This window comes from Vibrio sp. 10N.222.55.C7 (genome assembly GCF_041473335.1).
GTDB classification, from domain to species: domain Bacteria; phylum Pseudomonadota; class Gammaproteobacteria; order Enterobacterales; family Vibrionaceae; genus Vibrio; species Vibrio crassostreae_C.
Genome location: NZ_JBFRSC010000040.1, coordinates 164,729 through 176,278, shown reverse-complemented (window position 1 = coordinate 176,278; position 11,550 = coordinate 164,729). Strand labels below are relative to the sequence as shown.

The window sequence follows — 11,550 nt, the reverse complement described above, 5'->3', positions numbered from 1 at the left end:
TCCGCGATGAACCTTTTTATTTACTTAGCGTTTTATGTAGCTAAGCTTAGACTTTCTTGAAGATGATAGAGGTGTTGATTCCACCAAAAGCAAAGTTGTTGCTCATCAAGTATTCAACATCCAATTCGCGACCTGAGCCCGTGATGTAATCGAGCTTGCCGCACTGTTCATCGACATTCTTAAGGTTTAGGGTTGGGCTGAACCAACCGCTATGCATCATCTCTAGGCTGAGCCACGCTTCAATTGCACCACATGCACCAAGCGTATGGCCAAAGTAACTCTTAAGAGAGCTGATTGGTACTTCACCAAAGATATTCGCTGTCGCGTTACTCTCTGCAATATCACCTTTTTCAGTCGCAGTACCGTGCGCAGAAACATAGCCAATCTTCTCAGCTGGAAGTTGTGCGTCTCTCAATGCTTTCTCCATACAGATTTGCATGGTTTCCATCTGAGGTTGAGTCACATGAGCCGCATCACAGTTGCTCGCAAAACCTATGATTTCTGCGTAGATCTTTGCGCCACGAGCAACAGCATGTTCGTACTCTTCAAGGATCAGGGTTCCAGCGCCTTCGCCGATAACCAAGCCATCACGCTCGCTGTCGTATGGGCTAGGGGATTTCTTGGGTGTGTCGTTTTTTAAACTGGTAGCGAAAAGGGTATCGAAAACGGCAGACTCAGTTGGGCATAACTCTTCACCACCACCGGCAACCATTACGGTTTGGTAACCATGCTTGATCGCTTCATAGGCGTAACCAATGGCTTGGCTTCCTGAAGTACAGGCGCTGCTGGTGGGAATCACGCGGCCACGCAGACCAAAGAACAGACCTACGTTTACCGCGGCTGTGTGTGGCATCATTTGAACGTAAGTGGTTGCTGTGATTGCTCGTGTCGACTTCTCGTTCAGCATTACTCCGAAAGCACCAACCGCATCGGTACTGCCAGTTGAAGAGCCGTAAGCGATACCAGTTTCGCCATTGGTCAATACATCGTGACCAATTAAGCCGGCTTGCTCCAATGCATTCTCAGTCGCAACGGTAGCTAGGCGTGATACACGGCCCATGCCACGCACTTGCTTACGCTTGTAGTGTTTAGGCAGTTGGAAGTCATCAATAGGCGCGGCAAGTTTTGTGTTGAGACCATCATATTGCTCGAAGCTTGGCATATATTGAGTCGCATTTTCACAGGCCTTTAGCTTAGGCTCTATCTGTTGCCAGTCGTTACCAAAAGCAGTAACACCAGACATTCCAGTTACAACAACGCGGCGGGTCATACTAAGCCTCCATTTACTGAAATCACTTGGCGAGTTACGTAGCCTGCAATATCAGACATTAGGTAGCTGACTAGGCCGGCTACTTCTTCCGGCTCACCCATACGGCGCAGTGGTACTTGAGGAAGTGCATGATCTTTCACGTGCTCGTCAACCATACCTGTGTCAATTAAGCCAGGAGCGACACAGTTTACCGTGATCTTGCGTTTTGCGAGTTCTAGAGCAAGAGACTTAGTTGCGCCAATCACCCCCGCTTTTGCTGCAGCATAGTTAGTTTGACCACGGTTACCCATAATGCCGGATACCGACGCTAGAGTGACGATACGGCCACCTTTACGCTTTTGAACCATAGGCATTACACAAGGGTGAAGTACGTTGTAGAAGCTATCTAGGTTGGTATGGATCACACCATCCCACTCTTCTTCCGTCATCGCGGGGAATGCAGTGTCACGAGTAATGCCCGCGTTGTTCACTACACCATAGTAAGCACCATGTTCAGCGATATCAGACTCAAGCTTTTCGCGACACTCGCTTCGTTTGCTGATATCAAATTGAATAAGACGTCCAGCGCCACCCAGTTCGGTGATCGACTTTAGCGTCTCTTCAGCACCTTGCTTGTCACCCATGTAATGAACGGCGATTTCAAACCCGTCTTTCGCGAGTTGAATAGCGATCGCTTTACCAATACCTTTACTGGCACCAGTGACTAAAACCTGACGGCTCATGATGGGCTCCTAGTTTTCATTTCTTGTAATTTTTGTTCGGTCGGCACGTAGACGTTGAGTTGGCATTGAGCCACTAACTCACCTCGGTCTTCGACTCTTGCGGTAAACACAGCCATACCGCTGTCTTCCATCATCTGTTCGGCGTAGATATCAAGGGTCTGACCTTGAGTAAACTCATCACACAGTGATTTATAGCGACGAGAGCCGAGTAAGAATCCGATTGGGGGCGTGGTGCCGTTTTTAAGTGCGTGATATCCAGACCATGCCGCTACAGACTGCGCCATAAACTCGATTCCAACATATGCTGGTACCGTTTGAGATTCGGCGTCAAAGAACAGATTATGGTCACCAATATCGACCTGACAGTGGATCGACAACGCCTCTACGCTGATAGCACGATCGATTAATATCATCGGATCATCGTGAGGGAGAAGTTGGTCTACAGAAGGGATATCAGTCATTTACTACACCAAAAATCAGGCTAATGTTGTTGCCACCAAAAGCAAACGAGTTGCTTAAGATGTTCTTTGCTTTAAGTTTCTGTGAACAGTTTACCAAATCAATCTCAATATCTTCAGCTTTATCCTGACATTTTTGTAAGGGAAGCGGTAAGTCATATTTCAAAATATGCCACGCAATTGCAGCCTCAATCGCACTTGCTGCGCCTAGAGTATGCCCGGTCAGCGGTTTGGTAGAACTGACGGGAACCTTGTTTGCAAAAATACGATGAATGGCTTTACTTTCCATCGAGTCATTGAGTGGCGTTGCTGTACCATGTGCATTGATATAACCAATGTCTTCTGCGTTTAACTGTGCAGAATGTAACGCTTTTTTCATTGCTTGTTCAGCACCATTGCCTTCAGGGTGAGGCGCTGAAATGTGGTGTGCATCAGAGCTGTCCCCACAGCCCAATAAGGCAATGTTTGACGTGTCTTGTGCTGCATTAACACCGGCTAACTTTGTTTTGCTGAGCAACATAAATGCCGCTGCTTCTCCTATGTTGATACCTTCTCGGGTTGCACTAAATGGCTTACAATGTGTTGTTGAGAGTGCTTCAAGGCCGTGGAAACCATTGAGTGTCAGCTTACACAATGTATCCACACCACCCACTAACACGGCATCAGCCATACCTGAATCTAATAAGCGCTGGGCGGTCAGAAATACGCGGCCACTGGATGAGCAAGCCGTAGATATGACGTAGTTTGGCCCCGTTAATGCGCAATACTGGCTAACGAACTCTGAGGTATCACCAAGCTCTTGTTTTGAGTAATGGTAATCTGCTGGAAACTCGCCGTTTGCCAATTTTTGTTTGAAGACTGCTTCACCATCGGAGATCCCAGATGTGCTGGTGCCAATAACAACAGCAATTCTATCTGCGCCAAACTGAGATTTGGCTTGCTCGATAGAATCTTCAATTTGGTGAAGAGCCGACAGCGCCAGTTGATTGTTGCGAGTGGCGTATTGCGTAAGATCTGAAGGAATCGGTGGTAGTTCACCCGCGATCTGACCAACGACAGTGTGTTTACCATCGTTCAGCATATCGTGCACTTCGACCATATTTGATTCACGCTCGTCTTTTAGACAGCCATGAATATCGGCAATCTCTGAGCCTAGCGCTGAGTGGAAACCACAGTCTTGGATGTAAATAGGCATAGTGTTCAACTCTTACTTGGATTGTCGACAATCGTTGAGTTCAACGTTTGTATGGTGATGTTGTAGCCCAGGGTCAAATGTTTGAAAACAATGTCGCCTGCCGTTTTGTGTGTACCAGGATCTGTTTGGTAATCAATTTGAATGATTGCCTGTTGGTTTTCATCAAATACGGTTCTTGTTTTGTCGGTATCGACTAGGTGCCAACCTATGCTTTGTAAAGGCTGAGCCCATGCTTCAGCCGGCCATAAGGTAAGCATTAAATTAAATAGCACCTGTTCAGGTTGTGGCAAAGTTGCGCCAAGCCCAGACAAAACCTGCGTATCAATTACTTGATTCTGGTATTGCAGCGATAGAATGCGAGTACCCCAAGAGGAGAACCCCGCCAAAACCACTTTACCTGGTGTGACTTCGACTTGAACCGGAAGCTGCTGTGTATCATTTTCCCACGTAGCGCTAATCAACTGACTGGCTGTTAATGAGTATCCCAGTTCAGCTGGCAGTGGTAGTGCTAGATCGGTGTCTTGATCGATAGACACGCTCGCACCACTTGGCTGCTGAGAAACCATCGAGCAGGCACTCATTAGAATGCCCACTAGTATGGCGAAGGTTACCTTTAATGTCTGGATCATCTAAAAGCCTCTCGAGTAATTGGTCCTTCTACGTTTTTACTACTGTTGATCGCGAGTGGAGAAAGCAGCCAAGCGACAAAGATCCCTGTCAGAACCGTCACCCCGAAGCTATGAATAGCATGAGTCTGGCTCAGCGACAGTAAGCCGAATGAAAGTAGTGTTGTGAGACCTGACAAGGTGATCGCTAATAAGGTGCTCAGCGATTTCTTTTGCTCAGCAAAGAACAGGGTGTAGTCTATGCCAATCCCTAAAATCAGAATCAAACCAAGCAGGTTAAATAGGTTCAGTGTCGAGCCTAAAATGCCCGTGACCGCCAAACCTGCTACGCCTGCAATCAATGAAGGCAACAGCATTAACAGGCTTTGCTTCACACCATAGCGCCAGCCTAACAGCATGCCAATAGCTGCCAATGCTATCAATAACAGCTCGGTAATCTTGACGCGGTACTCAGCAAAAAGAGAGGAGATTTCATCCGCTTTATTGAGGTGTTTCACACCTTGCTTCTGAGCAAAATCTGACTCCAACCACTGTGAGAACAGCTCAGCATCAGTGACGTCTTTTATCAAAATGACCGACGCTGCTTGCCCGTCGATAGGTTTTAACCAAAGTGGTCGAACAGGCTCTGAGACTGGAGACTCCAAAAATCCAGATACCGTGATTGGTTCGAATTTTGGTAGTTCTGGAAACGTAGACCAACCGAGTGAGCTTTGTAATATATGGCTTTGTTGACTATAGAGTTGTTCAACCAACTGATAGTTATCATGCTGTTCTTGTTTACTTAACAAGTGTTGATTGATGCTGCGATACCCGGAGATACCTTGGCTATTGACCAGCGAATCTAAGCTTGTGGTGATTTCTGTCAATTTTTTGAGTAGCTTTTGGTCGCTCTGAGCTGTGACCAAAAGCATATTTTGACCACTGCCTAACCCTGATATCTCAGTAATGGCTTGCTCTTGTTGTTTGAGTTGTTCGGGCATAGCCTGAAGCTGGCGAATATCGTCGTCGTAACGAATTTGACTGAGTGACATCAAGCTAACGACAGTCACTGTTAACGGTAAGCCAATTCTAAATTTTTGGTTGCTCCAAAGGCTTAACCAAGTATGCCAAAGTTTCGACAGGGGAAGAGGGCGCTCTTGGCCTGGTTTTACCGCTAAAACGGGGTACCAGCACACCACACTGGCGTAAGCTGCGATCAGTCCAATCGACGAAAACAGAGCCAGTTGCTGCAAGCCTGGGAATGGCGCAACCAGTAGCCCTAAGTATCCGATTAAGCTGGTGATTAAACCTAGAGTGATGGCAATGAAAATATGCTTTAGGCCTTTATCGCTCTGCCAGTGGCTTCCTGCGGCCAAACGGTCACTGAGATAGTGAAAAGAGTAATCGATGGATACGCCAATCAAGCTAGCGCCAAACACCAAGCTGAATAGATGCACCTTACCAAAGATAGCGACAGTGCTTGCCAGTGCAACCAATAATCCTGTACTGATTGAGAGTAAAGATAAGGCAAGTGGTAGCGCACTACGAAATGTCAGCCACACCAATAAAATAACGCCTGCCAATGAGCCCAAACCAATGGTACTGATTTCTGATTTCGCGCTTTCGGTACCGTAATTGGCGTAGAACACCACACCAGTATGCTGCACCTTGACGCCAAATTGTTTTTCGACCTCGCGCTCAATTGAATCAAGATCTGGAAGTTGTTCTTGAATCGCCAAGCTATAAGGTGAGTCCGCCAGAGTAGCCGTGACTAAAATATGAGTTTGCTCATTCGACTGGGCCGTGAGATAGCCCTCTTTCAGAACAAAGTTACTTGATTGGACGCCAATAGCACTGATGTAGTCGCGAAATAACAAGAATGGGTCGAGAGATAACTCTGCTGCAGTGACGCCTGAGAATGGATTGTACAGAGACTGAATGACATATTGAGCTCGCGAATCAGGCGAGTGTGTCAGCGTCTCTTTTTGTTGTTGGGTCAGCAGTTGAGATCGGTGACGAAAATAGAAATCGCTCCACTGGCTTTGAGTGCTGGCGTTGATTTTACCTTGAACTTGCTTAAACAGAGTTGGCTGACTTGAAAAAGTTCTTTGGTTGAGAGCTTTTTCAAAAGCGTCGGTCGCAACCATGGTTTGTTCGATATCGGGAGCGCTTATGATAAATACCACTTGCTCGCTCATCGAGCTGGATATCTGCTGAAAGGCTTGCTCTACCATTGGGTCTTGCTGGTTTTCGGGCAGTAACTTTAGAATGTTGCTTTCAATCGGTACCGACGAAGAAAAAGCGAATTGTTTGGTCAACAACCCGCTAAACAGCATTACAACAACAAGCCAAACAAGGGCAAGACTAGAGTTGGAATTGTTTCGCTTCAGCATCTGATAATACTTCCGGTAGATGGCTTAACTGACTGAATTCGATCACTGTGCTATCTCCACGAATCTCTTTCAACTCAATACGTTCAATATCGCTGTTGCCTTGCAGCGTGATAGCCTCAAACACCGCATTCATCGGTGCATTTTTGGGCTTTAGAGTCAGTGTCCATGCTTGTACATTTTCATCAGAGCTGGTGTTAGTTGCGGGCTCAAAATTGAGTGCGAACTGTTCCTGAAGTTTTTGCGTGTCCCCATGAAACACTGACAAGAAGATATGGCTGAAATAAAACGCCATTGGATTTTCTTCGTCGGTGATGATTTTTGCGGGTTGATCGGCAAACCTTTGGCTCAGTTTGTTATCGGTGAGCACTAAGTTCACGGGAAACGGAGTGGTTTGTGTCCAGAGTAAGCCACTTGATTTGTCTAACAGAAATGTACCTTGTGACGTTAAAGGCTGGGCGAACATCTCCATATTGCGTGTTTGAGTGAACTCACCACGCACAATACTATTTTCGCTGAGCACCGTCTGCAGCTCTGAAATAGAATTGACAGCAGCAGAGTTTTCTTTGGCGCTTACAAGGCCGCTTGCCATCATCGCAGTAAGTCCAATTAGCGCGATATTGATGTATTTGCGACTGCGTTTAAACAGATTCATGGTTCACCTGCTGTGGGTTAGAGGTTTGTGTTTGATGTTCAGTTGCTAGAGGTAAGCAACCAAATTGGTGCCAGTGTTCGACTTTGTCAGTAAACACTTTGGGTGAGGCAAAGCACATCTCTTGTTCTTCGATGGTGACGGCAACCTGCATGGTGTGAGCACGTGTCATTCGAGCACCGGTTAGAGCATCATGAATTTCATAATCGACGCGCAGGCGATTTTCCCACTCGGTGAGTTTCGCCGTTACCTTAATCTTGTGATTAAACGGTATCGCCTTAATGTATTTCACGCGGGTATCGATGATAGGCCACATGTAGCCAGAATCCTTCATCTCATGGTAGTTGTACTCAATCTTATCCATCATGATGCGCCTAACTTCTTCAAAGAATCGGAAGTAGTTGCCGTGATAGATCACGCCCATTGGGTCGGCATCTTGGAATGAGGTGATAAGCGTCACCTCAGATTGTAATGGGTGAAGGATTTCAGACATAAATCGCTCTCAACAATATTGCGTAAAGGGTTGGCTACTTTATGAGTAAAGTGACCAGTGCTGACTTTGAATACGAGCAATGAAGTGGCGTAGATCGCCTTCAAGTGGTCGATCTTCTACGATAAATTCAAACTCCTTAAGCACTTCGTCGCGAATGTGCTTGAGGTTCTCACTCATGTGGTGCTCATCAAGCTCATTGTGGCGCTTACGAAGTTCGAGTGCTTGTGTCCCCGCCAGTAGTGACGCTGCTGCCACTTGTTCGGTTAGCTCTAGAACGCGTAAACAGTCACGAGCTGCGATGGTGCCCATACTCACTTTATCTTGGTTGTGACACTCAGTTGAGCGAGAGAATACGCTTGCTGGCATGGTGTGTTTCAATGCTTCTGCTGTCCAAGCTGAAACGCCAATCTGTACTGCTTTAAAGCCGTGGTTGATTGGCTTACGTTCGCCTTCAGCACCCGTTAGGTTGAATGGCAAACCGTTGTTGAACTTGTAGTCCATCAGCTGAGCCATTTGACGGTCAAGCAGATCAGCAAGGTTCGCAACTGCAGTTTTTAACGTATCCATCGCCATTGCAATGTGTCCACCGTAGAAGTGTCCACCGTGCAGTACGCGCTCATTATCACCATCGATAATTGGGTTGTCGTTGGCACTGTTTAGCTCGTTCTCGATCATTTGGCGTAGCCAAGGCAGAGAGTCTTGAACCACGCCGATAACATGTGGAGCACAGCGCAGAGAGTAACGATCTTGGAGGCGATCACTGTTACGTGGCGGGCGATCCGCTTGCAGATCATCACGCAGCCATGCAGCAACTTGTTGTTGACCAGGATGAGGTTTGACTGCAAACAGCGCTTCATCGAAATGGAAGTCATTGCCGTGCATACCGACTGATACCATAGCGGTGATCTTAGTTGATAGCTGAGCTAGATATTCCGCACGCTTGTAAGCGATACAAGCTAATGCCGTCATTACAGACGTACCATTCATTAACGCCAAGCCTTCTTTTGGCTTAAGTTTGATAGGGCTAATTCCTAACTCTTTGTAGACGTCACTGGTTGGGCGCACTTCACCTTTGTAGATTACATCACGCTCACCAATCAGTGCTGCGGCTAAGTAAGACAGAGGTGTTAAGTCGCCACTGGCACCCACCGATCCTTCTTGAGGAATGCGTGGTGAGATGTCTTGGTTGATTAGGGTAACGATCTGGTTGAGTAGATCGTGAGTCACACCAGAGACACCTTGTGATAACGAACAAAGACGAGTTGCAAGGACTGCACGAGCTTGTTCGTGAGACAATATTTCACCTAAACCACAGCCGTGAAAACGTGTTAAATGCAGTGGTAGCTCGTCAACTAGGTTTGGCGGAATCGCAACCGTACATGAGTCACCGTAACCCGTCGTTACACCGTAAATCACACCTTCTTCTTTCAATAGGCGTTCTAAGAAAGCGACACCACGGTCGATCTTAGATGTGAATGCTTCACTTGTGTTCATCGAGGCTTTTGCGCCTTGTGAGATAGCGACAACATCCTCAATCGTGAGGCGCTCGGCACCAAAGGTGATGCTATTTGGATTCTTTTTCGTCATGGTGCTTGCTCAATGTCCAAAAATTAAAAAAGTTGTACCACTGAAGCGGTGCTTGCAGTGTGTAGTGCTGAAGTCGATTTGCGTATTTTTGCACGACTTGCTGTAAAGATTGTTCGCGAGTCTTTCTTGGTAGCTCGATCTTGTTGCTAAAATGCTCGAAATAGACATTAAAATGCGGCTTAGATTGTGAGTCGTCACGTAACCCAAACAGCAAAAATACGGGTGCTTTGAGAACCGAGGCTAACATAAATGGACCTTGAGGGAATGGAGCTTCCTTACCTAAGAACTCAGCCCATACTGAGCGGCTCTCTTTGCTGGTGGAAGTTCGATCGCCAACAATCACGATCCATTCGCCTTGCTCTAGTTTCTGTTGTAACAAGATAGCGGTATCAGGCCCCATCGATGTCACCTGAATCAGATTTAAATCAGACTGCGGGTTAACCGCTTTCATCACGGAATTAAAACGTTCGGCGTGTTCTGTAAAAACCAGGGCGTTGATTTTGATGTTCGAGTGTCTGCGACCTAAAGCTCGGCACAGCTCAATATTGCCAAGGTGAGATCCAAGGATTAGCACACCTTGCTTATTTGCCACCATGCTCTCGAACTGGTCTTGGCCATGAATAGTCAGGTTATCTGCCGAGAAATCACCTTTCCATGCCGCGAGCTTGTCGAGCATCGTATGGCCAAATGAAAGCAGATGGTTGTAACTGGTTAGTTCTCCGGGGAGCTCAATATTTTGCTGTTCCGCATAGGCTTTTAATTGGAATAGATATTGTTCGGAAGCGTTTCGCGCACGCTGGCCCGTCAAGTGGTAGTAACGCATCACACCACGCAGAATGAGGTTGAACACACCGCGACCTAACAAGGTATAAATGGCTAATAACAGCTTAATGCCTAATACTGTGCCGCGTTCTTGAGTGCGGGACCAGTGTGGTTGTTCAGAAGCTTGCGGCTCTGAATCAGTCGATAAATTTGGGTTATTATCAGCTGAATCGGATTTGAAATGGCGAGCAATCAGTTTTGGTGCTCTTGGCAGCATGCTGAAGAATAGACGTGTATGCATCCAACTGATTTTGACGTTATCCCACAACGCATCGAAATGAGAGATGCCGTTCTCAGGATAGATAACGCGCGTTTCAACGAAGTCTATGTCGCAACCTTCCCAATACAGGCGAACCAAAATCTCGATATCGAAGTCCATTCTCGAACCAACATCGTACTTATTCAACACAGTTTGAGTTTGGTTGATAGGATACGCTCTAAAGCCACACATGCTGTCTTTAATTGATAAAGAAAGGGTTTCTATCCATACCCAGATATGTGTCGCGTAGCGCCCATAGAGCCTTGCTTTGGGTACGCTGTCGTCGTAGATAGGCTGGCCTGATATCAGACGTTGTGGCTTAGCTTGTGAGGCCTCAATCAATGTTGGCAAGGCTTCCAGGTCGTGTTGCCCATCAGCATCTATCTGAATAGCGTGGCTAAAGCCTAGTTGCTGCGCTTTTTTGATTCCGGCTTTTACTGCGCCGCCTTTACCTTGGTTCTGTTCAAGCGTCACCAAGGTTACGTTTGAATTCTCTGCTAGGGGAGACAGAAACTGTTTTGTTGTGAGTTCACTGCCATCGTCAACGATGATGATCGGTAACTCAAAATGATGAAGTGACGACACCACAGCCGGCATGGTTGCGCCATGGTTAAAGCACGGGATAAGGAAGCAAGCCTTGTAGCTGCTTTCTTTTGTGTGGTGTTGAGAAGTAGCCTCGACGGGAGCGCTATTCACTTTTTTCTCCCAGCTTCATTTTGCCTGAAGAGTGGGTCTGTTCACCGTTGTTTGATGTGTAACTAAAGCTCAGCTTGTCTTTGTCAGCATCCCATTTGAGTGATAGCTGGATTGTAGCGTCAGGCAGGATAGGCTCTTGGAACTTAATGACTTCCATTCCTTTAAAGAAACCAGGAACGCCTAACTCTTGGACTGCGTAGTGAAGTGCCCAATCAATTTGCGTGACGCCAGGTAGAATAGGGAAGCTCTTGAAGTGCCCATTAAAGTCGGTGATATCTCCGCTAACATGAAGTGTCAGGGTCGATTCATTTTCTACCGTGTCTACAGCAATGATGTTTGGTTTTCTTTTATCCATAGGGCGTGCTTAGAATCCTTGGGCAAATATTGGTTCTTTGACAAAA

The 11,550-nt window shown here is 46.7% G+C and carries 11 protein-coding genes; all 11 read right to left on the bottom strand.

Features of this window, described 5'->3' with window-relative positions:
* Positions 1–46: 46 nt before the first annotated feature.
* From AB4482_RS15215 to AB4482_RS15165, 11 genes are read right to left on the bottom strand one after another with little or no spacing between them, the layout of a single operon-like run.
* Complete coding sequence (locus AB4482_RS15215) at positions 47–1,270, bottom strand: beta-ketoacyl-ACP synthase (RefSeq protein WP_017062286.1); 1,224 nt, start codon at positions 1,268–1,270, stop codon at positions 47–49.
* Positions 1,267–1,992 (bottom strand): 3-ketoacyl-ACP reductase FabG2, encoded by a 726-nt coding sequence (locus AB4482_RS15210; RefSeq protein WP_017062285.1) that lies wholly within the window; start codon positions 1,990–1,992, stop codon positions 1,267–1,269. The genes AB4482_RS15215 and AB4482_RS15210 overlap by 4 nt, the downstream gene beginning before the upstream one ends.
* On the bottom strand, positions 1,989–2,453 hold the full coding sequence (locus tag AB4482_RS15205; RefSeq protein ID WP_017062284.1) for a hotdog family protein: 465 nt from the start codon (positions 2,451–2,453) through the stop codon (positions 1,989–1,991). Before AB4482_RS15205 ends, AB4482_RS15210 begins: the two co-directional genes overlap by 4 nt.
* Positions 2,446–3,645 (bottom strand): beta-ketoacyl-[acyl-carrier-protein] synthase family protein, encoded by a 1,200-nt coding sequence (locus tag AB4482_RS15200; RefSeq protein ID WP_017062283.1) that lies wholly within the window; start codon positions 3,643–3,645, stop codon positions 2,446–2,448. The genes AB4482_RS15205 and AB4482_RS15200 overlap by 8 nt, the downstream gene beginning before the upstream one ends.
* A 5-nt stretch (positions 3,646–3,650) precedes the next feature.
* Positions 3,651–4,274, bottom strand: coding sequence for a DUF3261 domain-containing protein (locus AB4482_RS15195; RefSeq protein WP_029235193.1), 624 nt, complete (start codon positions 4,272–4,274; stop codon positions 3,651–3,653).
* Positions 4,271–6,643, bottom strand: coding sequence for an MMPL family transporter (locus tag AB4482_RS15190; RefSeq protein WP_372181161.1), 2,373 nt, complete (start codon positions 6,641–6,643; stop codon positions 4,271–4,273). Before AB4482_RS15190 ends, AB4482_RS15195 begins: the two co-directional genes overlap by 4 nt.
* The gene (locus AB4482_RS15185) at positions 6,615–7,295 is read right to left on the bottom strand and encodes an outer membrane lipoprotein carrier protein LolA (protein WP_372136911.1); all 681 of its coding nucleotides are present in this window, start codon (positions 7,293–7,295) and stop codon (positions 6,615–6,617) included. Before AB4482_RS15185 ends, AB4482_RS15190 begins: the two co-directional genes overlap by 29 nt.
* Positions 7,282–7,785, bottom strand: a complete 504-nt coding sequence (locus AB4482_RS15180; RefSeq protein ID WP_017062279.1) for a thioesterase family protein — start codon at positions 7,783–7,785, stop codon at positions 7,282–7,284. Before AB4482_RS15180 ends, AB4482_RS15185 begins: the two co-directional genes overlap by 14 nt.
* Positions 7,786–7,824: 39 nt before the next feature.
* Positions 7,825–9,372, bottom strand: a complete 1,548-nt coding sequence (gene hutH / locus AB4482_RS15175) for a histidine ammonia-lyase (protein ID WP_017062278.1) — start codon at positions 9,370–9,372, stop codon at positions 7,825–7,827.
* Complete coding sequence (locus tag AB4482_RS15170) at positions 9,350–11,149, bottom strand: glycosyltransferase (RefSeq protein WP_017062277.1); 1,800 nt, start codon at positions 11,147–11,149, stop codon at positions 9,350–9,352. Before AB4482_RS15170 ends, hutH begins: the two co-directional genes overlap by 23 nt.
* The gene (locus AB4482_RS15165) at positions 11,142–11,504 is read right to left on the bottom strand and encodes a 3-hydroxyacyl-ACP dehydratase (protein WP_017062276.1); all 363 of its coding nucleotides are present in this window, start codon (positions 11,502–11,504) and stop codon (positions 11,142–11,144) included. Before AB4482_RS15165 ends, AB4482_RS15170 begins: the two co-directional genes overlap by 8 nt.
* Positions 11,505–11,550 lie beyond the last annotated feature (46 nt).